This window comes from Streptomyces sp. NPDC020875 (assembly GCF_040641415.1).
Classification (GTDB): Bacteria; Actinomycetota; Actinomycetes; order Streptomycetales; family Streptomycetaceae; genus Streptomyces.
Genome location: NZ_JBFADP010000032.1, coordinates 12,108 through 38,025, shown reverse-complemented (window position 1 = coordinate 38,025; position 25,918 = coordinate 12,108). Strand labels below are relative to the sequence as shown.

At 72.0% G+C, this 25,918-nt stretch carries 18 protein-coding genes and 4 tRNA genes; 14 read left to right on the top strand and 8 right to left on the bottom strand.

All coding sequences use genetic code 11. The features are described 5' to 3' along the window. Positions 1–464 precede the first annotated feature (464 nt). From AB0G74_RS19700 to purM, 3 genes are all read left to right on the top strand, one after another. Positions 465–953, top strand: coding sequence for an META domain-containing protein (locus AB0G74_RS19700; RefSeq protein ID WP_361147887.1), 489 nt, complete (start codon positions 465–467; stop codon positions 951–953). Between the two features lie 155 nt (positions 954–1,108). Next, positions 1,109–2,626, top strand: coding sequence for an amidophosphoribosyltransferase (gene purF / locus AB0G74_RS19695; protein WP_361147885.1), 1,518 nt, complete (start codon positions 1,109–1,111; stop codon positions 2,624–2,626). Positions 2,627–2,767: 141 nt separating this feature from the next. Then, the gene (gene purM / locus AB0G74_RS19690) at positions 2,768–3,865 is read left to right on the top strand and encodes a phosphoribosylformylglycinamidine cyclo-ligase (protein WP_361147882.1); all 1,098 of its coding nucleotides are present in this window, start codon (positions 2,768–2,770) and stop codon (positions 3,863–3,865) included. 288 nt (positions 3,866–4,153) lie between these two features. On the opposite strand, the gene AB0G74_RS19685 is transcribed toward purM, so the two are convergent. Beyond that, complete coding sequence (locus AB0G74_RS19685; RefSeq protein ID WP_361147880.1) at positions 4,154–4,408, bottom strand: DUF3073 domain-containing protein; 255 nt, start codon at positions 4,406–4,408, stop codon at positions 4,154–4,156. Between the two features lie 295 nt (positions 4,409–4,703). After that, complete coding sequence (locus tag AB0G74_RS19680) at positions 4,704–5,795, bottom strand: Glu/Leu/Phe/Val dehydrogenase dimerization domain-containing protein (RefSeq protein ID WP_361147976.1); 1,092 nt, start codon at positions 5,793–5,795, stop codon at positions 4,704–4,706. Positions 5,796–5,966: 171 nt separating this feature from the next. On the opposite strand from AB0G74_RS19680, the gene AB0G74_RS19675 reads away from it, so the two are divergent. Beyond that, on the top strand, positions 5,967–6,854 hold the full coding sequence (locus AB0G74_RS19675) for a hypothetical protein (RefSeq protein WP_361147877.1): 888 nt from the start codon (positions 5,967–5,969) through the stop codon (positions 6,852–6,854). Positions 6,855–7,405: 551 nt separating this feature from the next. Beyond that, entirely contained in the window at positions 7,406–7,612 is a 207-nt protein-coding gene (gene bldC / locus AB0G74_RS19670) for a developmental transcriptional regulator BldC (RefSeq protein WP_003949541.1), read from the top strand. Between the two features lie 792 nt (positions 7,613–8,404). Here bldC and AB0G74_RS19665 read toward each other — a convergent pair. Continuing rightward, positions 8,405–8,479, bottom strand: a tRNA-Asp gene (locus AB0G74_RS19665). Between the two features lie 143 nt (positions 8,480–8,622). Then, positions 8,623–12,576, bottom strand: a complete 3,954-nt coding sequence (hrpA, locus tag AB0G74_RS19660; protein WP_361147875.1) for an ATP-dependent RNA helicase HrpA — start codon at positions 12,574–12,576, stop codon at positions 8,623–8,625. Between the two features lie 310 nt (positions 12,577–12,886). Here hrpA and AB0G74_RS19655 point away from each other — a divergent pair, with 310 nt between their 5' ends. The 3 genes from AB0G74_RS19655 to AB0G74_RS19645 all read left to right on the top strand — a co-directional run bounded on the left by AB0G74_RS19655 (position 12,887) and on the right by AB0G74_RS19645 (position 15,057). Beyond that, positions 12,887–13,273: a hypothetical protein gene (locus AB0G74_RS19655; RefSeq protein WP_361147873.1), complete on the top strand. Its 387-nt coding sequence runs from the start codon at positions 12,887–12,889 to the stop codon at positions 13,271–13,273. 105 nt (positions 13,274–13,378) lie between these two features. Further along, complete coding sequence (locus AB0G74_RS19650) at positions 13,379–14,206, top strand: thioredoxin domain-containing protein (RefSeq protein ID WP_361147870.1); 828 nt, start codon at positions 13,379–13,381, stop codon at positions 14,204–14,206. Between the two features lie 2 nt (positions 14,207–14,208). After that, a complete protein-coding gene (locus AB0G74_RS19645; RefSeq protein WP_361147868.1) occupies positions 14,209–15,057 on the top strand; it encodes a cytochrome c biogenesis CcdA family protein in 849 nt (282 codons plus the stop codon). 44 nt (positions 15,058–15,101) lie between these two features. On the opposite strand, the gene AB0G74_RS19640 is transcribed toward AB0G74_RS19645, so the two are convergent. The 4 genes from AB0G74_RS19640 to AB0G74_RS19625 form a co-directional block, all read right to left on the bottom strand. Then, a tRNA-Phe gene (locus tag AB0G74_RS19640) sits at positions 15,102–15,175 on the bottom strand. Positions 15,176–15,222: 47 nt separating this feature from the next. Then, positions 15,223–15,297: transfer RNA gene (locus AB0G74_RS19635), tRNA-Asp, on the bottom strand. A 46-nt stretch (positions 15,298–15,343) separates the two neighbouring features. After that, positions 15,344–15,416, bottom strand: a tRNA-Glu gene (locus tag AB0G74_RS19630). A gap of 80 nt (positions 15,417–15,496) precedes the next feature. Next, complete coding sequence (locus tag AB0G74_RS19625; RefSeq protein WP_361147866.1) at positions 15,497–17,161, bottom strand: metallophosphoesterase; 1,665 nt, start codon at positions 17,159–17,161, stop codon at positions 15,497–15,499. Between the two features lie 123 nt (positions 17,162–17,284). Here AB0G74_RS19625 and AB0G74_RS19620 point away from each other — a divergent pair, with 123 nt between their 5' ends. From AB0G74_RS19620 to AB0G74_RS19595, 6 genes are all read left to right on the top strand, one after another. Beyond that, positions 17,285–17,635 (top strand): metallopeptidase family protein, encoded by a 351-nt coding sequence (locus AB0G74_RS19620; protein ID WP_361147864.1) that lies wholly within the window; start codon positions 17,285–17,287, stop codon positions 17,633–17,635. Between the two features lie 215 nt (positions 17,636–17,850). After that, positions 17,851–18,276, top strand: coding sequence for a CrcB family protein (locus AB0G74_RS19615; RefSeq protein ID WP_361147862.1), 426 nt, complete (start codon positions 17,851–17,853; stop codon positions 18,274–18,276). Further along, the gene (gene crcB / locus AB0G74_RS19610) at positions 18,273–18,623 is read left to right on the top strand and encodes a fluoride efflux transporter CrcB (protein WP_361147860.1); all 351 of its coding nucleotides are present in this window, start codon (positions 18,273–18,275) and stop codon (positions 18,621–18,623) included. Before AB0G74_RS19615 ends, crcB begins: the two co-directional genes overlap by 4 nt. Before the next feature lie 546 nt (positions 18,624–19,169). Then, positions 19,170–19,760, top strand: a complete 591-nt coding sequence (locus tag AB0G74_RS19605) for a hypothetical protein (RefSeq protein ID WP_361147858.1) — start codon at positions 19,170–19,172, stop codon at positions 19,758–19,760. 349 nt (positions 19,761–20,109) lie between these two features. Then, a complete protein-coding gene (locus AB0G74_RS19600; protein WP_361147856.1) occupies positions 20,110–22,428 on the top strand; it encodes a DEAD/DEAH box helicase in 2,319 nt (772 codons plus the stop codon). Between the two features lie 300 nt (positions 22,429–22,728). Further along, on the top strand, positions 22,729–25,878 hold the full coding sequence (locus AB0G74_RS19595; protein WP_361147854.1) for an FG-GAP-like repeat-containing protein: 3,150 nt from the start codon (positions 22,729–22,731) through the stop codon (positions 25,876–25,878). Positions 25,879–25,918: the final 40 nt, after the last annotated feature.

The following is a 25,918-nucleotide window of genomic DNA, read 5'->3' as shown; positions in this document are numbered from 1 at the left end:
CCTGCGCCCTGATGTCGTTCGCGGCCCGCAGCCCGCCTGTGGCTTGTCTCGCAGTTCCCCGAGCCCCTATGCCTTCAGCGGCGGGGCCTCAGCGCCGCAGCCCTCCGGGTAAGGCTCACTACCCGGGTCTCGCCCGGCGGCCTGATGTTGTTCGCGGTCCGCACCACCGTCGTGGCTGTTCGCGCAGTTCCCCGCGCCCCTGGTTGCCCTTCTCACCGCTCTCGTAGGGAGACGGCCCCTTCTCAGGAGCGGCGCTGGGGAGAGCTTTTAGGGGCTCGGGGAACTGCGAGACAAGCCACGACGGCGGTGCGGACCGCCGACAACATCAGGCCGCCGGACGCGGACCGGGTAGTGAGCCTCACCCGGAGGGCCGAGGCACCCGGGGTCCCGGGGCTCCGGAGGAGCGGGGCGCCCGGCTTCCCGGGGCGCGGGAACCGGAATGGAGGGGCTCGCGTCAGAGCCGCATGCGAAGGCTGCCGCGTACCCTCACGACCGCCCTGACCCTCGTCGTCCTGCTCACCGCCGCCGCGTGCGGCGACGAGGACGCGTCGGGGAAATCCGACGAGAAGAAGGGCGCCGCCCCCGGTGGGCGGGTGAGCGCCGATCCGTCGCCGGTGCCGCTCGCCGGTACGGAGTGGAAGGTGACGGACGTCACGGGCGGGCTCCCGAAGGGGGCCGAACAGAGCGCCCGTTTCACCCTCACCCCCGGTGAGCGGGGCGCGCTCGCCGGGAGCCTCGGCTGCAACCGGTTCACCGCGACCGCGAAGGTCACCGGCGAGACCATCGCCCTGGGGCCGCTGGTGAGTACCAAGATGCTCTGCGACGGGCCGAAGGGCGAGCTGGAGAAGCGTCTTTCGCAGGTGCTGGACCAGCGGGTGACCTTCGCCGTCGACGGCCACGACCTGACCCTGACCGGGCGGAACGGTACGACTGTCCGGGCCACCGCGCACTGATCGGGACGGGCCCGCGGGCCCGGTTCCGTACCCCGCCTGCGGGCGGGTCCCGCGGGCGATTCCGGGCCCGTTCCGCCGCGCGCTCCGTGTGATCTGCGTTAATCGTGATGTCCGCCAATTCGGACCAGTGGTCGATCTCGCCTACACTCGGTGGCGTGCCACGTGGTGACGGTCGACTCAATCACGATCTGCTCCCCGGCGAGAAGGGCCCCCAGGACGCTTGCGGCGTCTTCGGGGTCTGGGCCCCGGGAGAAGAGGTCGCAAAGCTCACTTACTTCGGGCTCTACGCCCTCCAGCATCGAGGCCAGGAATCCGCGGGTATCGCGGTCAGCAACGGCTCACAGATCCTCGTCTTCAAGGACATGGGCCTGGTCTCCCAGGTCTTCGACGAGACGTCCCTCGGCTCCCTCAAGGGACATATCGCCGTCGGACACGCCCGCTATTCGACCACCGGCGCCTCCGTCTGGGAGAACGCCCAGCCCACTTTCCGCGCCACGGCCAACGGCTCCATCGCCCTCGGCCACAACGGCAATCTGGTCAATACCGCCGAATTGGCCCGGCTCGTCGCCGAGCTGCCCCGCCAGGACGGCCGTGCCACCCAGGTCGCGGCGACCAACGACACCGATCTGGTGACGGCCCTGCTCGCCGGGCAGGCCGACGACGACGGCAAGCCGCTTTCGATCGAGCAGGCCGCCGCCCGGATCCTGCCGCAGGTCATGGGCGCTTTCTCGCTCGTCTTCATGGACGAGTCGACGCTCTACGCCGCCCGTGACCCGCAGGGCATCCGCCCGCTGGTCCTCGGCCGTCTCGACCGGGGCTGGGTGGTGGCCAGCGAGTCCGCCGCCCTCGACATCTGCGGCGCGAGCTTCGTCCGGGAGATCGAGCCCGGTGAGCTGATCGCCATCGACGAGAACGGGATCCGCACCTCTCGATTCGCGGATGCGAAGCCTAAGGGCTGTGTCTTCGAGTATGTCTATCTGGCCCGCCCCGATACCGATATCGCCGGGCGTAGCGTCTATCTCTCCCGGGTCGAGATGGGCCGGAAACTGGCGGCCGAGGCCCCCGCGGAAGCCGATCTCGTCATAGCGACCCCGGAGTCCGGCACCCCGGCCGCCATCGGATACGCCGAGGCCAGCGGGATTCCGTACGGCTCCGGGCTCGTCAAGAACGCCTATGTCGGCCGGACCTTCATCCAGCCGTCCCAGACCATCCGCCAGCTCGGCATCCGGCTCAAGCTCAATCCGCTGCGCGAGGTCATCCGGGGCAAGCGCCTGGTCGTGGTGGACGACTCCATCGTCCGCGGCAACACCCAGCGCGCCCTCGTCAAGATGCTCCGCGAGGCCGGTGCCGCCGAGGTCCATGTCCGGATCTCGTCGCCCCCGGTGAAGTGGCCCTGCTTCTTCGGCATCGACTTCGCCACCCGCGCGGAGCTGATCGCCAACGGGATGACGATCGAGGAGATCGGTACGTCGCTCGGCGCCGACTCCCTCTCGTACATCTCCATCGACGGCATGATCGAGGCCACCACGATCGCCAAGCCGAACCTCTGCCGGGCCTGCTTCGACGGCGAGTACCCGATGGAGCTGCCCGACCCCGAGCTGCTGGGCAAGCAACTCCTCGAAACCGAGCTGGCGGGCGGCGCCGACGCCGCCGACGCGCTGCGCCGACCGTGACCTCCGGGCCGCCGCGCGTACCGCCGGTGAGGACGCGGCCCCCGGCGCCGGTGACTCCACCGGTGCCGAAGGCGCCGCCCGAGCCGAACGTGACGCCGGTGTCCGCCGTGCCGTCCCCTGACGACAAGAAAGCCCCCTGTCATGACCACTGAGTCCCCTGCGACCACCGGGTCCCCCGAGCCCGCCGGTGCCAGCTACGCGGCCGCGGGCGTCGACATCGAGGCGGGCGACCGCGCCGTCGAGCTGATGAAGGAGTGGGTGCGCAAGACCCGCCGCCCCGAGGTCCTCGGCGGTATCGGCGGCTTCGCCGGCCTCTTCGACGTCTCCGCCCTCAAGCGGTACGAGCGCCCCCTGCTGGCCTCCGCGACCGACGGCGTCGGCACCAAGGTCGACCTGGCCCGGCGGCTCGGCGTCTACGACACCATCGGCCACGACCTGGTCGGCATGGTCGTCGACGACATCGTGGTCTGCGGCGCGGAGCCGCTCTTCATGACCGACTACATCTGTGTCGGCAAGGTCCACCCCGAGCGGGTCGCCGCCATCGTCAAGGGCATCGCCGAGGGTTGTGTCCTCGCGGGCTGCGCCCTGGTCGGCGGCGAGACCGCCGAGCACCCCGGGCTGCTGGGCGAGGACGACTTCGACGTCGCGGGCGCCGGTACCGGTGTCGTGGAGGCCGACCGGCTGCTGGGCGCGGATCGTATCCGTACGGGGGACGTGGTGATCGCCATGGCCTCCTCCGGCCTTCACTCCAACGGGTACTCGCTGGTCCGCCATGTGCTGCTGGACCGGGCGGGCATGGCGCTGGAGGGGCGGGTCGAGGAGCTGGGCCGGACCCTCGGCGAGGAGCTGCTGGAGCCCACCCGGATCTACTCCCTCGACTGTCTGGCGCTGACCGGGACCACCGAGGTCCATGCCTTCAGCCACATCACCGGCGGCGGGCTCGCCAACAACCTGGCCCGGGTCGTCCCCGACGGGCTGCACGCCGTCGTGGACCGTTCCACCTGGACCCCGGGCCCGGTCTTCGACCTGGTCGGCCGGGCGGGCCGGGTGGAGCGCGAGGAGCTGGAGCGGACCCTGAACATGGGTGTCGGCATGATCGCCGTGGTGCCCCGGGAGTCCGCCGACACCGCCCTGACCGTTCTCGCCGACCGCGATGTCGAAGCCTGGGTGGCCGGTGAGATCACCGACCGGGGCGACCACACCACGGGCGCGGCCCTCGTCGGCGACTACGCGGTCTGACGGACGGGACGGCACGGCGGTGCGACGGACCGTGGTCCGGGCGGCGGGACCGGTGAGGGGCGCGTACGGCATTTCGTACGCCCCCGGGTCCGGGTCCCGCACCCGGGCACGCGCGACCGTCCGCCGCGCCCCGGCACCCCGCCGGACGATCACCGACAACCTGATGGTCACCGGCTACCGGACGATCACCGAGGTGATCGGAGCGGCCGGAGTAGGCAGCGCCGACAGCACGGAACCCGGCCCCGGGGCTGTCGCCCCCGGACCGGGTCGGTGTTCGTCGATGCGGCGTCAAGCGCCGCGGCGATGCTGCGACGCGGGACCGGACTCGTCGTCCTCGTCCTCGTCGTCGTTGTACATCTCCGCGTACTGTGCGTACGGGTCGTCTTCCTCGTCGTCGTCCTCGAACGGCTCCGCGTTCGGCGGCTGGCTTGAAGAAGATGCGCCCAGCTCGTTGGCCAGTCGTGTCAGGTCGGTGCCGCCGCTGTTGTACTTCAGCTGGCGGGCGACCTTTGTCTGCTTGGCCTTGGCCCGGCCGCGCCCCATGGCTCGACCCCCTCGGTGACGGGGCTCGACGGCCCCAGAGTCTTGACACGCGTTCATGAGTCGGAACGGACTCCCCGTGGAGAGACCGGCCCGTAGGGCTTCAACGGTACCTGCTTCCGCGGCCATGCGGTACGCCGCCCGCATGACGTGCCACGTCACAGGACCCGCGAGGAGCCCCGTCCTCGCTGGTCATCTGCGATATTAACCTCTTCTCGGCGGTCGGCCCGCCCGTCCGGGGTGAGTCTCGTCATCCCGGGACCCTCCCGAACGGGGGACCGTGCCGGGCACCCGTCGGTCAGCCGCGTCCGACAGGGCGCGCTTCGGCCATCCTGCGCTCGGCGATCCGGTCCGCCGCCACAGCCGGGGGAACACCCTCGGAATTTGCGTGTGCGAAGATCTCCAACGTGGTGTCGTAGATCCGGGCGGCCTTCGCCTTGCACCGGTCGAAGTCGAAGCCGTGCAGCTCGTCGGCGACCTGGATCACCCCGCCCGCGTTCACCACGTAATCGGGCGCGTAGAGGATGCCCCGGTCGGCGAGGTCCTTCTCCACCCCCGGGTGGGCCAGCTGGTTGTTGGCCGCGCCGCAGACCACGGTCGCCGTCAGGACCGGTACCGAGTCGTCGTCGAGCGCGCCGCCGAGCGCGCAGGGCGCGTAGACGTCCAGCCCTTCGGTCCTGATCAGGGCCGCCGTGTCCGGTACCGCCGTGACCGAGGGGTGCCGGTCGAGGACCCGGCGTACGGACTCCGCCCTGACATCGGTCACGATCACCCGCGCGCCCTCGTCCACCAGGTGTTTCACCAGGTGATGGCCGACCTTCCCGACCCCCGCGATGCCGACCGTACGGCCGCCGAGCCCCGGGTCGCCCCAGAGATGCGCGGCGCTGGCCCGCATGCCCTGGTAGACGCCGTACGCGGTGAGCACCGAGGAGTCGCCGGCGCCGCCGTGCTCCGGGGAGCGGCCGGTGGCCCAGCGGGTGGCCCGGGCGACCACGTCCATATCGGCGACGTACGTCCCGACGTCGCAGGCGGTCACGTAACGCCCGCCGAGGGAGTCCACGAACCGGCCGTAGGCCAGCAGCAGCTCCTCCGACTTCAGCGTCTCGGGATCCCCGATGATCACGGCCTTGCCGCCGCCGTGGCCGAGCCCGGCCATGGCGTTCTTGTACGACATCCCGCGCGCCAGGTTCAGCGCGTCGGCGAGGGCCTCCTCCTCGGAGGCGTACGGGTGAAACCGGGTACCGCCCAGGGCCGGGCCGAGGGCGGTGGAGTGGATGGCGATCACGGCCCTGAGGCCGGAGGCACGGTCCTGGCAGAGGGCCACCTGCTCGTGTCCCCCCTGATCCGATCGGAACAGGGTGTGGAGTACGGAGGCGGAGACGCCGGTCATGTCGGTCACGGTGGTGACTCCCAGTAGACGAAGCGGCGGGTGGATTTCCCGGGGTGGGGGAAACCCCCAGACGGCACGAGCGTAAGTCCTACGCACGCGTAGCCCCGCAGCCGTGCCGCGGATCACTCCGTCGAGGGGTGCGGACGGCCTCGGCGTGGAAGTATTTCCGGTATGCCTGCGGTGTCCTCGGTGATCGTTCCCTACGCGTCCTATCTGCGGGTGTACGAGCCCCTGGCCGCCTTCTCCGAGCCGGAACGGGGCCATTGGGCGCGTTACGCGGCCCGTGGGGAGCCTCCGACGGCTCAGGACGAACTTCTGCGCTCGCTCGCCGATTTGACGCCCGTACCGCCCGTTCCGGTGCCGGTGCACGAAAGCGGGGACGCGTTCGTCGCCGAGGTCGACGGGGTGGTGCTGATCTGCCCCTGGCGGACCCGGCTGCGCGGCTGGCTGGCGCTGGCCGAGGCGCCCGACCGGTTTCCGGAGGCGCTGCTCGACGCGGCCGTGCCGCCGGTGGTCCGGGCCCAGGCCGCGGCCGACTGGGAGCGCTGGCGGGAACGGAACCCGGACGCCCGGCCGTGGATCAGGACCGCCGTCTGGCAGGTCCCGGTCCGCTGGTTCACGCTCTTCGACGACGACGAGCGGCGGTACGACCCCGGAGACGGCGGCGGCGCCGGTGACGGCCTCGGTGGTGACGGCGTCGGCGTCGGCAAGTGCTGCCCGGCGCTGACCTACCGGACGCCGATGGCGCAGGCCCGGCGGCGGGTCGCCCGCGCGCTGCGGACCCTCCGCGACTCCCAGGACGCCGGACGGCTCACGGCGGGTTTGGTAGATGTAGGGAAGTGGCTGGAGGAATTCCATCCGCGGTCCCTGGTCGAACTCGACTACGGCGGCCTGGCCCACGCGCTCGCCGGACCGGCGCTCGCGGACGACCACTCCGCCGCGGACGTGGCGGCCGGGATCGCCGCCCTGAAGGCCGGTGACGGCGAGGGGGCCCGGGTCGCGTACGGCCGGCTGGTCGACCGCTGGCGGGCGGTGAGGGGTCTTCAGTTCGCGAACTGAACCGCTGTACGGCGTTCCTGGCACAGTTGGCGGCACCGCTGGGGCGGGTGAGAGTCGTGGGACCGGTGGGGGCGTGGTGGTGAACGGGCCGGTCGCGGACCGTCATGGGCCCTAGGTCCCGATCCGGGCCTTTGCCTCAAGCGTGATGGACGGCACTAACAGGGCCCTTGCGCCCAACGCCTACCCTCGTGTCAAAATAGGACAAGGAGTCCGGGGAGGGTTCCTTCCGTCCAAGTAAGGGCGGAACGCTCGGCATTGTGCTCTATGGGGGGTCTGATGGCTCCTGATCGCTCTGTGACTGGTTGTCACCGTGGTGTAACTGTCCGCTATGGCATGGTCCATCGGCGTTCCGCCACTGATGAACACCTCGGAGGGCAATTCCAACGGTTTGGCCGTGGCGGCTGGACAGATGGTGTAGTTGTAGTGCCGAGGACAAGCCGTTCGTCCTATAACCGACTCAACCCGCATCCGCCATTTCGGGCAACGCGGGTCAAGGTGCAGAATTTAGAGGAAAGAACCGAGAAGGTTCGGTTCTCCCGAGGAGGCCGCTCATGACCGCTCGCACCCCTGACGCCGAGCCGCTGTTGACCCCGGCTGAGGTCGCCACGATGTTCCGCGTGGACCCGAAGACGGTCACCCGCTGGGCGAAGGCAGGCAAGCTCACGTCCATCCGTACGCTCGGTGGACACCGCCGGTACCGCGAGGCAGAGGTACGCGCCCTGCTGGCGGGCATTCCGCAGCAGCGCAGCGAGGCGTAAGTCTCGTCCCGGCGGGGCCGGCCCAAAGCCGCGACCCTTCCGGATCCGGGCGTTTCCGGGACCCCCATCCTGGTGAGCCCACCCTTGAGCTCCATTGACGGGCGCCCCGCCCCAACGGGACGCCGGTCGTCGATCGCGCTGGACTCCTTCGAGTCCAGCGCGATTTTCATATGCCCGGGGAGGGGGACTTATCGGGGGAGTGCAATGGCACATATTAAATTGGTCGGTTGTAAGTGGTGCCTAAAAACCCGCCTGCGCAAAACCTATACGGTGACACCCGTCACATGCTGCAACCCTTGCCAACGTCGAGCGTGTCATTGCCCGAGGCCCCCGTCACGGCGCGGAGGTCCCGCACGTCCGGGCCGAAGGTCCCGTCTCCGGGAGGCGGTTCACTCCCCGGGCCGCGGCGCGTCGCTGTAATGCGGCCCGCCTGTGACTCCCCGGGTCGCGCCGCGTCGCCTGATACGGCCCGCCCGTTTACCCGGGCCCGCCCGGCGGCCTGGTGTTGTTCGCGGTCCGCGGCCCGCATGTGGCTGGTCTCGCAGTTCCCCGAGCCCCTAAACGCTCTCTCCGGGCGCCGCTCCTGAGAAGGGAGCGTCTCTCCGTGAGGGCGGTGAGAAGGGCGACCCAGGTGGCGCTGGGGGTCCCCCCATTGCCGGAGGCATAGGGGGCGGAACTGCGCGACGAGCCACGACGGCGGCGCGGGCCGCGACGGTGGGGGAAGTTTCGCGGCTTCGGGAACGGCGAAGGGCCCGCGCCTTGAGTGGCGCGGGCCCTTGCGGTAAAGCAACGCGGTCCTGACGGGATTTGAACCCGCGGCCTCCACCTTGACAGGGTGGCGAGCACTCCAAACTGCTCCACAGGACCAGATTTCGCGGCCCGATTCCTGCGCTGGGCTGCGAGAAGGACAATACAGCAGCACCGCCGCTCCGGTCGAACTCGCTTTGCGTGACGACGCCGTCACGGATGTCCGGGCCCGGGACGGGCCCTGGAGCCCGCCCCGGAGGGGCTCAGCGGGCCCCGGCCCCGTACGCCGCCGCCGCCGCGTCCACGGCCTTCACGATCCGCTTGTCGGAGACGGGGTACGCCGTCCCCAGCGCGTGGGCGAAGTAGCTGACCCGCAGCTCCTCGATCATCCAGCGGATCGCCGTGACGTCTTTCGGTACGGGCCGCCCCCGCGGGAGCTGTTCCAGCAGCCAGGCGTACTCGTCCCGCATGTCGTGGACCTTCTCCATCCGCGCGGTGTCCCGCTGGACGGCGGCCGGCATCTGGGTCAGCCGCCGGTCCGCCGCGACCAGGTAGCGCATCAGGTCGGGCAGCCTGGCGAGTCCGGTGAGGGTGACGAACCCGGCGGGCATCAGCGCGTCGAGCTGGGCGCGGACATCGGCCGCGTTGGGCAGCAGCGCCGGGCTCGTGGTGGCCTTGAGCCGCCGTTCGCACGCCTGCCAGGCGGCCAGGACCTGCTGGACCTGCCCCACGGTGCGGACGGTGACGTCGACCAGGTCGGCGCGTACGGCGTCGTACAGCTTCCGGTACGACTCCTCGTCCCAGGCGGGCCCGCCGTGGTCGGCGATCAGCTTGTCGGCGGCGGCGGTCGCGCAGTCCTCGAAGAGGGCCTGGTTGGAGCCGTGGGGGTTGCCGGAGAGCGCCAGCTTCTGCTGGTTGCTCAGCTTGTCGGAGGCGAACTTGGCCGGGTTCACCGGGATGTTGCGCAGGATCAGCCTGCGGGTGCCCCGCCGCATCGCGGCCCGCTGCTCGGCCTCGGTGTCGAAGAGGCGTACGGAGACGGTCCCGGCCTCGGTGCCGTCGTCGACCAGCGCCGGGTACGCCTTCACCGGCTGTCCGGCCCGGCGGGTCTCGAAGACCTTGGTCAGCGTGCCGATGGTCCAGTCCGTGAGGCCCGTGCGCTCGATGGACTCGCCCGAGGGCCCGGCGGCCCCCGCGGCGGCCTCCGAGAGGGCCTTGCGGGCCTTGGGGCGGAGCTGGAGCCGGAGGGGTTCCAGCTCCTTCGCCTCGGCCAGCTTCCGGCGCCGCTCGTCGACGATCCGGAAGGTGATCTTGAGATGGTCGGGGATCCTCGCCAGATCGAAGTCGGCGGGATCGACCGGGACGCCGACCATCCGCTTCAGCTCCCGGGCCAGGGTCGCCGTCAGCGGCTCCTGGAGGGGTACCGCCCGCTCCAGGAACCTGCGGGCGTAGTCGGGGGCGGGGACGTAGTGGCGGCGGATCGGCTTGGGGAGGGAGCGGATCAGCTCGGTGACGACCTCCGCGCGGAGTCCGGGGATCTGCCAGTCGAAGCCCTCGTCGGTGACCTGGTTCAGCACCTGGACCGGGATGTGGACGGTGACGCCGTCCGCGTCGGCGCCCGGTTCGAACTGGTACGTCACCCGGAACTTCAGCCGCCCCTGCCGCCAGGAGTCCGGATAGTCGTCCTTGGTGACCGCGCCGGCCTTCTCGTTGATGAGCATCTCGCGCTCGAAGTCGAGCAGCTCGGGCTCGTCCCGGCGCTTCTGCTTCCACCAGGAGTCGAAGTGCGCGCCGGAGACGACATGCGCCGGGACCCGCTGGTCGTAGAAGTCGAAGAGGGTCTCGTCGTCGACCAGGATGTCCCGGCGGCGGGCCCGGTGCTCCAGCTCCTCGACCTCGGTGAGGAGCCGCCGGTTGTCGGCGAAGAACTTGTGGTGGGTCCGCCAGTCGCCCTCGACCAGGGCGTTGCGAATGAAAAGATCCCGGGAGGTCTCGGGGTCGATCCGGCCGTAGTTGACCTTCCGCTGGGCGACGATCGGTACGCCGTAGAGCGTGACCTTCTCGTACGCCATCACCGCGGCCTGGTCCTTCTCCCAGTGCGGCTCGGAGTAGGTCCGCTTGAGGAGGTGCTGGGCCAGCGGCTCGACCCACTCGGGCTCGATCTTCGCGTTGACCCGGGCCCAGAGCCTGGAGGTCTCCACCAGTTCGGCGGACATCACCAGCCGGGGCGGCTTCTTGAAGAGCGCGGAGCCCGGGAAGACGGCGAACTTGGCGCCCCGCGCCCCCAGGAACTCGTTCTTGGCGTCGGTGTCCCGGAGACCGATATGCGACAGCAACCCCGCCAGCAAGGACACATGGACCCCGGACTCCGGTCCGTCGTCCTCGTTGACGTGGATGCCCATCGACTTGGCGACCGACCGCAGCTGGGCGTAGATGTCCTGCCATTCGCGGATCCGCAGGAAGTTCAGATACTCCTGCTTGCACATCCGGCGGAAGCTGGACGAGCCGCGTTCCCGCTGCTGTTCGCGGACGTACCGCCAGAGGTTGAGGAAGGCCAGGAAGTCGGAGGTCTCGTCCTTGAACCGGGCGTGCTGCTGATCGGCCTGGGTCTGCTTCTCGGCGGGCCGCTCCCGGGGGTCCTGGATGGAGAGCGCGGCGGCGATCACCATCACCTCGCGGACACAGCCGTTCTTGTCGGCTTCCAGCACCATCCGGGCGAGCCGGGGGTCGACCGGGAGCTGGGCCAGCTTCCGGCCGAGCGGGGTGAGCTTCTTTTTGGGGTCTTTTTGCGCCGGGTCGAAGGCTCCCAGCTCCTGGAGCAGCTGGACGCCGTCGCGGATATTGCGGTGGTCCGGCGGGTCGATGAAGGGGAACTTCTCGATGTCGCCGAGCCCGGCGGCCGTCATCTGGAGGATCACCGACGCCAGATTGGTCCGCAGGATCTCGGCGTCCGTGAACTCCGGCCTGGCCTCGAAGTCGTCCTCCGAGTAGAGCCGGATACAGATGCCGTCGGAGGTCCGGCCGCAGCGGCCCTTGCGCTGGTTGGCGCTGGCCTGGCTGACCGGCTCGATCGGCAGCCGCTGCACCTTGGTGCGGTGGCTGTAGCGGGAGATCCGGGCGGTGCCGGGGTCGATCACGTACTTGATACCGGGGACGGTCAGCGACGTCTCCGCGACATTGGTCGCCAGAACGATCCTGCGCCCGGTGTGCGGCTGGAAGACCCGGTGCTGCTCGGCGTGGGAGAGCCGGGCGTACAGCGGCAGGACCTCCGTGAAGCGGTGCTGTCTCTTGTTGAGCGCGTCGGCGGTGTCCCGGATCTCGCGCTCACCGGAGAGGAAGACGAGGATGTCGCCCTTCCCCTCGCCCATCAGCTCGTCGACGGCGTCGCAGATCGCGGTGATCTGGTCCCGGTCGCTGTCGGTGGAGTCCTCTTCGAGGAGGGGCCGGTACCGCACCTCGACCGGATACGTCCGCCCGCTGACCTCGATGATCGGCGCGTCGCCGAAGTGCCGGGAGAACCGCTCGGGGTCGATGGTGGCCGAGGTGATGATCACCTTCAGATCCGGCCGCTTCGGCAGCAGCTGGGCCAGATAGCCGAGCAGGAAGTCGATATTGAGGGACCGCTCGTGCGCCTCGTCGATGATGATCGTGTCGTAGGCGCGCAGCTCGCGGTCGGTCTGGATCTCGGCGAGCAGGATGCCGTCCGTCATCAGCTTGACGAAGGTGGAGCCCTGGTCGACCTGGTCGGTGAAGCGGACCTTCCAGCCGACGGCCTCGCCGAGCGGGGTGTTCAGCTCGTCCGCGACCCGCTCGGCGACGGTACGGGCCGCGATCCGGCGGGGCTGGGTGTGCCCGATCATGCCCCGGACGCCCCGGCCCAGCTCCAGACAGATCTTCGGGATCTGGGTGGTCTTGCCGGAGCCGGTCTCACCCGCGACGATCACGACCTGGTGGTCCCGTATCGCCTCCAGGATGGAGTCCTTCTTCTGACTGACCGGAAGCTGCTCCGGATAGCTGACCTCGGGGACCCGGCCCGCCCTGGCGGCGATCCGGGCCGCGGCCTTCTCCCCCTCGGCGGCGATCTCGTCCAGCACGGCCTGCCGCGCCTCGGGCTTACGGATGCGGCGAGCGCCTTCGAGACGGCGGCCCAGCCGGTGGGAGTCCCGCAGGGAGACCCCGGCCAGCAGCGTCTGAAGGTCGGCGAAGGAAGTAGACATACGGTCTCCAGCATCGCACCCCCGGGAAACGGAGGGCGACCGCATTTCACCCCTCGGATCTGGTGCAGTATGGAGCGATCATCCGTCTCCCTCCCGCCGTGGCCCGGTGGGACCGGACGACCCGAGGGGAACCACCGCCGTGCCGCACCCGCCGACCCGTGCCCCGGCCGGGCCGCGGGTACGTACGGGCGCGGCACTTCCCGTACGGCCGCCCGGGGCCGGTGTCCTCGTACGGCTTCGTACTGCCGGGCCCCGGGTGCGACAGGCCGTCGGCGGGTCCCCAGCCCGGTCGCGTACCGCCGCTGGGCCGGTGCCGACGGCGCCCGCGGCATCCGGGGCGTCCCGGCCGTACGCCGCCGGGCTCGCCCTCGCGCTGCTGGTCGCCGTACTGCTGGCGCTCTGCCCCGGCCTGCGGGCCGGGACGGGCGGCCACGACACGGGGGAGCGGACCGTGGCGACCGCGCCCGCCGGGATCCCCGGCTGCGGCAGCGGCACCGGGGGCGGCGAGCGGGACGCGCAGCCCGCCACCCCGCCGCGCGGGGCGTCGGCACACGAGCCGCCGCCCGTCCCGTACGTCCCCCACTGCGCGGCGCTCCAGCCCGCCCGGGATCTCGTCGCGGGCGGGCCCGCCGTCCCCGGCAGGCCGCCGCCGCTGGGGCCCCGCTCACCGGAGGAGCTGTCGATCCTGCGGATGTAGACCGGGAAGGCGCGCCCTCGCCCGGGGCTTTCGCCCCGGTTCGTCCTTCCGTTGTTCTGATCCGTACGTACTCGTCACGCACCACTCGTCACAGGAGCCTCAGCCATGTCGTCCCCCGCCACGCCCCCCTCCCCCCGGCCCTCCTCCGGCAAGCCGTCCGCCGCCGCCCGGCGCAAGCCGCTGCTGATCGGCGCGGGCGTCGCCACCGCCGCACTGCTGCTCGGCCTCGCCTCCTACAGCGCCACCCGCCCCGACGACTCCACGACCACCACCGTGCGCTCCGGCGGCACCGCCACCACCGGCGCCGAGAAGACCGGCGGCGCGGGCGCCGTCGTCGAGGAGAAGACCGGCGCCTTCCCCGAACTGGAGAAGCTGGCCCGCCGCGACGCCGGGGACAAGCTCGCCATCGGCCGCGCCGACGCGCCCGTCGTCCTCATCGAGTACGCCGACTTCCAGTGCGGCTACTGCGGCAAGTTCGCCCGCGACACCGAGCCCGCACTGATCGCCCAGTACGTCGAGAAGGGCGATCTGCGGATCGAGTGGCGGAACTTCCCGATCTTCGGCAAGCCGTCCGAGAACGCCGCGCGCGGCGCCTGGGCGGCCGGACAGCAGGGCAAGTTCTGGGAGTTCCACTCCGCCGCCTTCGCCGAGGGCGCCAAGGAGAAGGGCTTCTCCGCCGACCGGGTGAAGGCCCTCGCCGCCGAGGCCGGGGTGCCCGACCTCGACCGGTTCGCCCGGGACATGGAGAGCGACGGGGCCCGGCAGTCCGTCAAGCGCGACCAGGACGAGGCGTACGGCCTCGGAGTCTCCTCCACCCCGTCCTTCCTGATCAACGGCAGCCCGATCGCGGGCGCCCAGCCCGAGGAGACCTTCACCGAGGCCATCGAGAGCGCCCTCGCGGCGGCGGGCGGCTCCGGCGCGAAGAAGTCCTGACCGTGCCCGAGATCGGATATCTGGCCGCCTTCCTCGGCGGCCTCCTCGCCCTGATCAGCCCGTGCAGCGCCCTGCTGCTCCCGGCCTTCTTCGCCTACTCCCTCGACTCGGCGGGCCGGCTGCTGGCCCGTACCGGCATCTTCTACGCCGGGCTCGCCACCACCCTCGTCCCGCTCGGCGTCGCCGGGTCGTACGCCAGCCGCTTCTTCTACGGCAACCGGGATCTGCTGGTCTCCGTCGGCGGCTGGCTGATCATCGCCCTGGGCGCGGCCCAGATCCTCGGACTCGGCTTCGCCTCCCGGCGGCTGGCGGCGGTCTCCGGCCGGATCCGGCCCACCACGGCCGCCCCGGTCTACGCGCTCGGCCTGGTCTACGGCTTCGCGGGCTTCTGCGCCGGGCCGATCCTGGGCAGTGTGCTGACGGTCGCCGCGTTCAGCGGCAGCCCCGTCTACGGCGGGCTGCTGCTCGCGGTCTACGCCCTCGGCATGGCCGTACCGCTGTTCTTCCTGGCCCTGCTCTGGGACCGGTACGACCTGGGCTCCCGGCGCTGGTTGCGCGGCCGGGGCCTGACCGTCGGCCGGTTCCGGCTGCACACCACATCGCTGGTCTCCGGGGCGTTCTTCATCGTCCTCGGCGTCCTCTTCCTGGTCTTCGACGGGGCGACGACCCTGCCGGGCCTGGTCTCCGTCGACCGCTCCTTCGCCGCCGAGCAGTGGGCGGGCGAGGTGGGCGCCGCCGTGCCGGACTGGGCGCTGCTGGTGGGCGTGGTGGCGGCGGCCGGTGCGGTACTGGCGCTCCGGGCCCGCCGCCGTACCGACTCCTCCGCCGATGCCTCGCCGGGGGAGGGATAGGAACGACGAAGGCCCCGTCCAATGGACGGGGCCTTCGATCGAGGTGGCTGGGGCCGGGATCGAACCGGCGACCTACCGCTTTTCAGGCGGTCGCTCGTACCAACTGAGCTACCCAGCCGTACAACTGTGCGGATTGAGCATTCTCAGCTTTCGCACGAGCTGTAGCGGTCCTGACGGGATTTGAACCCGCGGCCTCCACCTTGACAGGGTGGCGAGCACTCCAAACTGCTCCACAGGACCAGGTGATGCGTACTGTACGAGGGTTTATTCTCGCACAGGTGTTGCGTGCCCCCAACGGGATTCGAACCCGTGCTACCGCCTTGAAAGGGCGGCGTCCTGGGCCACTAGACGATGAGGGCTAAGGGCCCGCCTGGGCGCTTCGCAGCGCGTCGGGGACGTGAGAAGCATATGGGATGGCGGGAGGTATCGCCAAAACGGTTTACGGGGCCGGGGAACCAGGGCCTCCGGAGGGCCTGGGGAAGGGGTCGGGCGACGGCTTCGCCCCGGGCCGGTTCTCCTCCGGCAGAACCCTGCTGACCTCGGCCGTCGTCAGCCCCAGACCGCCCAGGGTGATCTCGTCCCAGGCCCGCAGCCGTTTGGTGGAACGGTCCAGGTAGAGCACCGAGGCGCGGACCTTCTCCGGCTTGTCGTTCTGGACCGCCCGCAGCCCGCCGCCGCCGGTCGACCCCTCCACCTTCAGCCGGGTGCCGAACTTCATCACCTTCACCTGCCGCCGGTGCAGATGCCCGGCGAGCACCAGCGGCACGGTGCCGTCGGTCTCCCGGGCGGCGACCGGGTTGTGCGCCACCGCGATGTCCACCGGGGTGCCCGCCCGGGCCTGGTCGCGGATCGCCGACGCCAGCCGGATACCCGCCAGCCGCTCGGCCGGATCGCCCCCCTGGACCACCGTGCGGTCCGGGGTGAACTGCGGATCGCCCGTCCCCGCGATCCGCAGCCCGCCGACGGTCGCCGCCCGGCCCTCGTCCAGCACGGTGACGTTCCGCAGCCGGGACAGATACGCCTGGGTGAGCCGGGAGTCGTGGTTGCCGCGGACCCACACATAGGGCGCGCCCAGGTCCTGGATCGGGTCGAGATAGGCGTTCTCGGCGCCGCTGCCGTGGTCCATGGTGTCGCCGGAATCCACGATCACATCGATCCGGTACTGCTCCACGAGCGACGCGATGATGTGCCAGGCGGCCGGATTGAGATGGAGGTCGGAGACGTGCAGGACCCGGATGGCGCTCGGGTCGGGCCGGTAGGCGGGCAGCGTCGACGTGGCGTCGTACAGCTTGGTCACATTGGTCACGAGCCGGGCCAGCTCCTGCTGGTAGACGTCGAACTCGGTGACGATCGAGCGGGCGTTGCCGACCAGGGACGGGGCGCTGGTCAGCAGCCCGGAGAAGCGGGGTTCGAGGACGGACTTGGGGTTCCAGGTCGCCAGGGCCGTCGCCGACGACGCCGCCAGCAGGGTGAGGGCCAGGCCCCCGGCGGCCAGCGCCCGGCGCGGCCGGCGGTAGACCGCGAGCCCGAGGGCGGTGGCCCCGGCGACGACCGCCGTCACCGACCGTACGGCCAGCTCGGTCGTGCCGTCGACGACATCGGCCGCGACCTCGTCGCCCAGGCCCGAGAGCCGCTCCGGATGCTCCACCAGGGCCGTGGAGCGGGCCGGGTCGAGCTGTTCGACATCGACGTCGAGCCGGAGCGGCGCGGTGTGCGAGTCGAGGTCCAGCGCGCCGAGCGGGGAGACATTGATCCGGGTCCCGCCGGAGAGATCGGGCCGGAGCGTCATGCTGGTCTCCATCGGCCCCACCCGGGTGTGGACACTGCCCACGACCAGCAGCCCCAGCCAGGCCCCGAGCAGCGCCACGGCCACCAGCCCGGCAGCCCGCGCCCAGGGCCGGGGCGGGGCGGCCTCCAGCCGGGTCTCCCCGGGGGTGTCCGCCGGCCGCCGCCGGGCCGTACGCGGTGCCCGGAACCGGGCCGTAAGGGATCGCGCCGTACGGCTTCGGGTTGTACGGGATCGGGTCGTACGGAGCCGGGCTCCGACGCGCCGCGCGAGGGCGCGGAACCGGGGTGGCCTGGGGGGTTCCGACGGGCCTGTCATTGGGCCCGTATGCCCGGCGGACCCGGCCGGTATGCGGGAGTCCGGGGGTGCCGGACCCGGTGCGCGGGGGCGTGCGGCCGGGCGCCCGGTCGCGTTTCGGCCGGGGTACGTGACAATGGCCGGGTGCTGGAGATGACGCGCGAGGAGTTCGAGGAACTGGTGGCCGAGGCGCTGGACCGGATCCCGCCCGAGCTGACACGGCTGATGGACAACGTCGCGGTGTTCGTCGAGGACGAGCCGTCCCCCGACGATCCCGAACTGCTCGGACTGTACGAGGGGACTCCGCTCACCGACCGGGGCGAGTGGTACGCCGGGGTGCTGCCGGACCGGATCACGATCTACAGGGGGCCGACGCTGCGGATGTGCGGCAGCCGGGAGGAGGTCGTCGAGGAGACCGAGATCACGGTGGTGCACGAGATCGCCCACCACTTCGGAATCGACGACGACCGGCTCCACGCGCTGGGCTACGGATGACCGGGCGGCGGGAGCCGCCGGAGGTGCCGGAGCCGCCTGAGCCGCGGGGGGCGCCTGGGGGGCCTGGGACGCCGGAATCGCCCGAGCGGCCGGAATCGCCCGGGTCGCCCGCGCCGCCCGGGCGGTCCGGGTCGCCGGTTCGGGGCCCGGCGGATTCCGGGGCCCCGCCCCGTACCCCCTCACCCCTGCCGATCGATCCTGACGTCGACCTCCGCGTGCCCGCCCAGCGCGCCGAGACCGCCGGGGCGCACCTCGTACTGGTGGTCGCGGCCGTCGCGGCGGGCGGCGCGGTGGGAGCCCTGGCCCGGTACGCGGTGGTACGCGCCCGGCCCGCCGACGACCCCCTCACGACGCTCGCGGTCAACCTCCTGGGGTCGTTCCTGATCGGAGTCCTGATGGTCCTGGTCGCCGAGGGCGGCCGGAACCCGCACCCGCTGATCCGCCCGTTCGCCGGAACCGGGGTACTCGGCGGATTCACCACCTTCTCCGCCTACGCCCTCGACATCCGGGAGCTGCTCGCCCGCGAACAGCCCCTGACGGCCTTCGGCTATCTGGCCGGGACGCTCATCGGCTGCCTCGGCGCGGTGTGGGCGGCGGTCCTGCTGACCCGCCGCGCGATCCCGGGCGGGGCGGGCCCGTGACCTGGCTGCTGGTGGCGATCGGCGCCGCCGTGGGCGCGCCACTGCGCTATCTGACCGACCGCGCGATCCAGGCCCGGCACACCACGGCGTTCCCCTGGGGCACGTTCACGGTCAACGTCACCGGCTGCGCGATCCTCGGCGCGGTCGCGGGCGCCGCCGTCTCCACCGAGCTGTACGCCCTGCTGGGCACGGGCCTGTGCGGCGCGCTCACCACGTACTCGACCTTCTCCTACGAGACCTTCCGCCTGGCCGGTACGGGCCGCCCGGGGGTGGCCCTGGCCAACGCCGCGACCTCCGCCCTCACGGGCACGGCGGCCCTGATCCTGGCCTTCGAACTGACACGCTGACTCCCTTCGCGTCCCCGCGCCCCTGGAGCTCCCTCCGCCCGTCGCGGTCCCCCTGCGGTTGCTCGCACGGTCCCGCCCCCCGCCTCCGGCCATGGCCCCCGCGCCCCGGGTTGCCCTTCACGCCGCCTTCCTGAAGAGAGGGCCCCTTCTCAGGGACGGGCCCCTTTCAGGAGCGGCGCTGGGAAGGGCATTTAGGGGCGCGGGGAACTGCGCGAACAGCTACGACGGTGGTGCGGACCGCGAACAACAGCAGGCCGCCGGGCGAGACCCGGGGTTGTGGGCCTCGCCCGGAGGGCCAAGGCGTTCGGGCCCAGGGGGAAACCGCGCGACAAGCCACTGCGGCGAGCCGACGCTGCTGATCGGTATCGGCTCCGCCGAAAGCGTGGGCGTGTCCCCCGCCCCCCGACGGGAGTTGGGCAGGAAGACCCGCGTACGGGGCCAGGCCCCGCGCGCGGTGCGCAACGCGCTCCCGCGCGCCCCTGAGCGCCGGGCGCCCGACGCGCGCCCCCTGTCCCCGCTGTCCCCGTACTGCCCGGAGGTGCCCCCGTGCGCCAGCTCCCCGTCCCCGGCCGTCGTCTGGCCGCCGCTTTCGCCGTCTCCGTCGCGCTGGCCGCGTCGACCGGGTGCATGAGCGTCGGCGACGACGAACGGGCCGAGCCCGCTCCCAGCGGTACGCCCGACCGGCGCGACACGGTCGCGGAACCGGACGGCGGCTACGAACGCCCGGGCGGCGGACGGCACGTGGGCGGCGGTCACCGGCATCCGGCCGAGGTCGCCGGGGTCGACGGGAAGGCGGCGAAGGGCGGCAAGCCGGAGTTGTCGCCGAGCCCCAGTGCCTCCACAGGCCAGGAGGCGGAGCGGCCGGGCAAGCCGGTCGAGCGCCCCCGGCCGCAGCAGCCGGGGGCGCCCGGCCCGACCGCGCGCCCCACGCACTCCGAGGCGCCGACCCAGCCCCCGGTGGATCCGCCGGTGGACCCCCCGGTCGATCCGCCGTCCTCGCCGCAGCCCCAGCCGACGGACCCGCCGTCCGCGTCGTCGGCGCCCGAGGTGCACGCGGGTGCGATGCGGCTCGCGGAGGTGGCGGGGCCGGGCCTGGAGGTCCGGCCCGAGGTGTCTCCCCGGCCGGGCCCGGTGTGATCCCGGCCGGGCGCGTACCGGGCCCGGCGGGCCGTACTGTTCCAGCGGTACGGTCCGCCGGTCGCCCGCGGGGCGGCCCGGTGACCGTGCGGACGCCTACGGACGCGTACGGCGACGGCGCGTACGGGGCGCGTGGCAGGCGCGTGTAACGGGGGTCACGCCCGAGCGGTTTGCCTCGGACCGGGGAGGGTGCGTATGGTGGTAGATCGTTTGATCCCATTGCCCGGCGCCGGAAGAGCGCGCCGTGTGGCGCGTATTTCCCAGCCGTGGCGGACCGCATCGAGGCGGTCGTGTGTGAAATCACGGAGATCGGGCGCGTGCCGAGACTCCGGAAGGTTTCGCATTTCGCATGTCCACTTTCACTTCTGATCACGCTGTCGAGCCGGTCGAGAACACCACTCCCGCCGAGAGCACCGACAACGCCGACAGCACCGTGAGCACCGAGATCGCGGCCGAGCCGACCGACGCCGTCGACACGGTCGAGCCCGCTGAGGCCGCCGACGTCACCGACGTCGCCGCCGAGTCCGACGACCTCCGTGCCGAGGACGACGACTCCGCCGCTGACGCCGATGTCGACGCCGACGCGGATGCCGAAGACGCCGAGCCGCAGATCACCTTCGCGGACCTCGGTCTGCCCGAGGGCGTCGTCCGCAAGCTCGGCCAGAACGGTGTGACCACCCCCTTCCCGATCCAGGCCGCGACCATTCCGGACGCCCTGGCCGGAAAGGACATCCTCGGCCGTGGCCGTACCGGCTCCGGCAAGACGCTCTCCTTCGGTCTGCCGCTGCTCGCGACCCTCGCGACCGGCCACACCGAGAAGAAGAAGCCCCGCGGCGTCATCCTGACCCCGACCCGTGAGCTGGCGATGCAGGTCGCCGACGCCCTTCAGCCGTACGGCGACGTCCTCGGCCTGAAGATGAAGGTCGTCTGCGGCGGTACGTCCATGGGCAACCAGATCTACGCGCTGGAGCGGGGCGTCGACATCCTCGTCGCCACCCCGGGCCGGCTGCGGGACGTCATCAACCGGGGCGCCTGCTCCCTCGACCAGGTCCAGGTCGCCGTCCTCGACGAGGCCGACCAGATGTCCGACCTGGGCTTCCTGCCCGAGGTCACCGAGCTGCTGGACCAGGTCCCGGCCGGCGGCCAGCGGATGCTCTTCTCCGCCACCATGGAGAACGAGATCGCGACCCTGGTGAAGCGGTACCTGACCGACCCGGTCAGCCACGAGGTCGACAGCGCCCAGGGCAATGTCACCACCATGACCCACCACGTCCTGGTCGTGAAGCCGAAGGACAAGGCCCCGGTCACGTCCGCGATCGCCGCCCGCAAGGGCCGGACGATCATCTTCGTCCGTACCCAGCTCGGCGCCGACCGCGTCGCCGAGCAGCTGCGCGAGTCCGGTGTGAAGGCCGACGCGCTGCACGGCGGTATGACGCAGGGCGCCCGGACCCGGACCCTCGCCGACTTCAAGGACGGGTACGTGAACGTGCTCGTCGCCACCGACGTGGCCGCCCGCGGTATCCACGTCGACGGCATCGACCTGGTCCTCAACGTGGACCCGGCCGGTGACCACAAGGACTACCTGCACCGTTCCGGCCGGACCGCCCGCGCGGGCCGCTCCGGTACGGTCGTCTCCCTCTCCCTGCCCCACCAGCGCCGGCAGATCTTCCGGCTGATGGAGGACGCGGGCGTCGACGCCTCCCGCCACATCGTGGGCGGCGCGGGTGCCTTCGACCCCGAGGTCGCCGAGATCACCGGCGCCCGGTCCCTGACCGAGGTCCAGGCCGACTCCGCGAACAACGCCGCCAAGCAGGCCGAGCGCGAGGTCGCCGACCTCAACCGGCAGCTGGAGCGGGTACAGCGGCGCGCGGCCGAACTGCGTGAAGAGGCCGACCGGCTGGTGGCCCGGGCCGCGCGCGAGCGGGGCGACGACCCCGAGGCCGCGGTCGCCGAGGTGACCGGCGCGGTCGAGGCCGAGCTGGAGGCGGAGGCCGCCGCTGCCGCCGCCAAGCAGGAGCGCGAGGAGCGCCGGGCGCGCGAGGAGCGCGAGCGGTCCTTCGAGCGCCGGGACGACCGGGGCAACTTCGACCGCCGCGGCGGTGGCCGTCCGTTCGACCGTGACCGCCGGGACGACCGGGGTGGCGACCGCGGTGGCTTCCGCCGGGACGACCGCGGTGACCGTGGCGGGGACCGTCCGTACAACCGTGACCGCCGTGACGACCGTCCGTTCGACCGCGACCGCCGGGACGACCGCGGTGGCGACCGTGGCGACCGTGGCGGGTTCCGCCGTGACGACCGCGGTGACCGTGGCGGGGACCGCCCGTTCAACCGTGACCGCCGTGACGACCGGCCCTCCGGCGGCTTCCGCCGCGACGACCGTCGTGACGACCGGGGCGGCGACCGCGGCGGTGACCGTGGTGGCTTCCGCCGCGACGACCGTCCGTCGGGCGGCTTCCGCCGGGACGACCGTCCCAGCGGCCACCGGGGCAGCGACCGTCCGTTCAACCGCGACCGCCGCGACGACCGCCCCTCCGGCGGTTACCGCTCCGGCGGCTCCTCGGACCGCCCGTACGGCCGCCGCGACGACCACCGGGGCGGCAGCACGTCCGGCTCCTCCGGCTCGTTCGCCCGCCGCGACGACAAGCCGCGCTGGAAGCGCAACGGCTGACACCGGCTTTCCGCCGGCCGGCTTTCCGGACAGGGCCCGCACCCCACGAGGGGTGCGGGCCCTGTCCCGTACCGCCGCTTCCGGACCGCAACTCCCTCACCACCGCCGGATATCCCCGTGTAATAGATCTTTCGGCCACTTCGGCCGATTGCTATCCTGTCGCTCGCCCGAGGTGGGAGTTCCGCTCTGGTGCAGCGCCGGTATCCGGTCGCTCCTCCTGCCGCCCGGGCCTATCGACGTATCGCATGCCGCCGTATCGACCCCTGTCGATATCTGTGCGGACCCTGGGGAGGGACTTCTTTGCAGAATCGTTTCGGCAGCGGCAGCGGCAGCGGCAGCGACAGTGTCGGTCGGGTCGGCGGTGCTGACCGCGCCGGTCGCGGCAGCCGCGTCGGCCGTGTTCGTACGGCCCCCCGGCGCACCGTCGCGACCGCCGTCGCGGTGGCCGTCGGCGCCGGACTCGTCACCGCCATGGCACCCGCCGCGTCGGCCGCACCCGCGGCTTCGGCCGTGCCGACCGCTTCGGGGGCGACCGGTGGCGCTTCGGCCGAGGCGGTGCTGCCGCCGCAGTCGCGTTATCTGCCCCGTGAGGTGGTGCTGGGCGAGGCGGGCGCCACCGGCTATCTGGCCCGTGAGGAGGGCCGGGGCAAGGCCCGCCAGTGGTTCGACCAGAACACCGGCGAGTTCCGGGACGTCCCGGCCGTGCAGGAACAGCGCCGGGGCCACTCCGGCCTCCGGGACGACGAGGACCTGGCGCCCGACGGCACGGTCACGGTTACCGTCACCGACCTGGCGACCGGCCGGGACACGGTCTACCGGCTCCCGCAAGGAGCCCTGTACAGCGGCGCGCACACCGCCGACTCGATCGTCGTCCACCGGGTGAACCCCGAGGGCACCGCCGTCTCGATGAGCATCCTGCGCCGCGCCGCCGACGGCACCACCGAAGAGCGACCGGTCACCGGCGTACCGGCGGTCAACGAGGCGGACGTGGACTCCCTCGAGGCCGAGCAGACCGGCTACGCGGCCGTCATCGGCTTCCGGGTGAACGGCTCGATCGTCGACTACGTCCTCGACTACCGCACGGCCCGGCTGACCGAGCTCCCCCCGAGCCCCTCCGGTGGCTTCCGCCGACTCGGTGAGCACCATGTGATCACCGACTTCGACGCGTGGCAGCGGCGGGTCACCACCGTCGATCTGCGCACCCCCGGTGCCGCGCCGGTCGTCACGACGCTGCCCGAGCGGGCCGGATCCGAGCTGGTCACCGGCGGGCTCGCGGTGGTCGGTGACACGATCGTGCTCAGCCGCCGGCTGGACTCCCACTTCCGTGCCTCCGTACGCGGCGCCCGGCTGTACGCGATTCCGATCGGCAGCACCACCGGCACCGGGCGGGAGCTGATCCGCCACGCGGCCGAGCACCTGGTCCCCGCGCCCGACGGCAGTGTCCTCGTCGCCGCCGGGACCAGCGGCGACGACTGGGCCGTACGCCGGATCTCGGCGGCGGCGGACGGCACGGTCGGGCTGACGACGGTCCGGGCCGTACCGCAGGTGAACGCGGAGATCCAGGGCCTGGCCCTGGGGGGCGGCCGGTTGAGCTACTTCACGCACTCCGGCTCCGACCTGCCCGCCCTCTACCAGCACGACCTGTCCGGCTCCGGGACCCCGGCCATCGGCAAGCAGGAGTCGGTCTTCCGCAGCACCTCGGCGCTCCAGGGCGGTCTGCACTCGCTCGGCGACGGCCGCAGCGCCTTCGCCACCTCCGCCGGACTGCACATCCCGAACGGTGACAAGAGCCTTGCGTGGGTCGACGTACCCATGCCCGTGCGGATCACCGAGACCACCGGCCGCTACTCGGTCCTGACGGGTGGCGACGGCCGTCAGTACATCGGTGACGTACGGCAGCAGTACGCCGACAACGTGGCGCTGAAGCGGGCGGAAACGGCGGCGTCCGTCTGGGGCACGACCCTGTGGACGCCCGGGAAGACCGCCGGGAACGTCGCCCCGTACGACCTCAAGACCAAGAAGACCGGCGCCGAGCTGAAGCTGGGCTCCGGCTGCGTACCGAACGACCTCCAGGCCGTGGGCCGCTGGCTCTACTGGGCCTGCGGCACCACCAAGGCGGGCGTTCTGGACCGCACCACCGGCAAGGGCACCTCGGTGGCTCCGGGCGGCGGGGCGCGCCTCGGCGACGGCTTCGTGGTCGGCCGGGACGGTACGCAGCTCCGGCTGACGAACCTGCACACCGGCGGTACGGCGCCGTTCGCGACGGTCCCCGCGAACGGCAAGTGGACGGTCGACAAGTTCGGCGGCCACGTCGCGTACACCGACGCCGACCAGGGCATCCGGATCAAGCCGGTGGAAGTGCCGCGCTCCCCGGTCGCGGCGATCGAGTCCGAGACCGACTACTCCGTGGACACCAAGGCCGGTGCCGAGGACCCGAAGTGGAACGGCCACTGGCAGCTCAGCCGCCCGGCGGCCGACTGGTCGATCACGATCAAGGACGCGGCGGGCGCCACCGTACGCACCCTGACGCGGACCGAGATCCGGCGCTCCGGCGCCCAGCTCGACATCGCCTGGGACGGCAAGGACGCGGCGGGCCGTACCGTACGCAACGGCTCGTACTGGTGGTGGCTGGCCGTCGACGGCAAGACCCACGGCAGCGGAAAGCTGACCGCGCACGGCGGCAAGGACGTCCCGCGCGACTTCAACAGCGACGGACTCCCGGAGCTGGTCACCCGTACCGGTGGCGATCTCGTGTCCCACCAGAACCTGACGAAGGCCGCGTCCGGCGGGGCCGTCCAGAAGGTCTCCAAGGGCTGGAAGAACATCAACGCGGTGCTCCCCATGGGCACCATGAACACCTGGTGCGACAGCCTCGTGGTCCGCACCACAGCGGGTGAACTGTGGCGCCACGAGGGCCCGTCGTGCGACCGGCTCCCGGCCCCGACGTCCCCGAAGGTCCGGATCGGCTGGGGCTTCGGCATCTTCGACACCCTGCTCCCGGCGGGCGACCTGACCGGCGACGGCCGGGGCGATCTGCTGGCCCGTAAGCCGGACGGCACGCTCTCCCTCTACCCGACGACGGCGAAGGGCACCCTGGGGTCCCCGGTCCGCCTCCCCGGCTCCTTCAAGGGCCTCACCCTGATCGCCCCCGGCGACATCACCGGCGACGGCCACGCCGACCTGCTGGCCCGCGACGGCGGCGGCGAACTGTGGCGCTTCAACGGCACGGGCAAGTCGGCGCTGGGCGCGAAGACCCTGGTCGCGAAGGACTGGCACACCACCCACACGTCCTTCGCGGGCGTCGGCGACCTGAACGCGGACACCCGCCAGGACCTGCTGACCCGCGACACGTCCGGCCGCCTGTGGCAGCACCTGGGCACGGGTACGGGCACGTTCGCGGCTCCCACGCAGGTGGGCACGGGCTGGCAGAAGTACACCTCGCTCCACTGACGCGGAGGGCCGTCGGCCGGGGCCATGCGCCGCCCCGGCC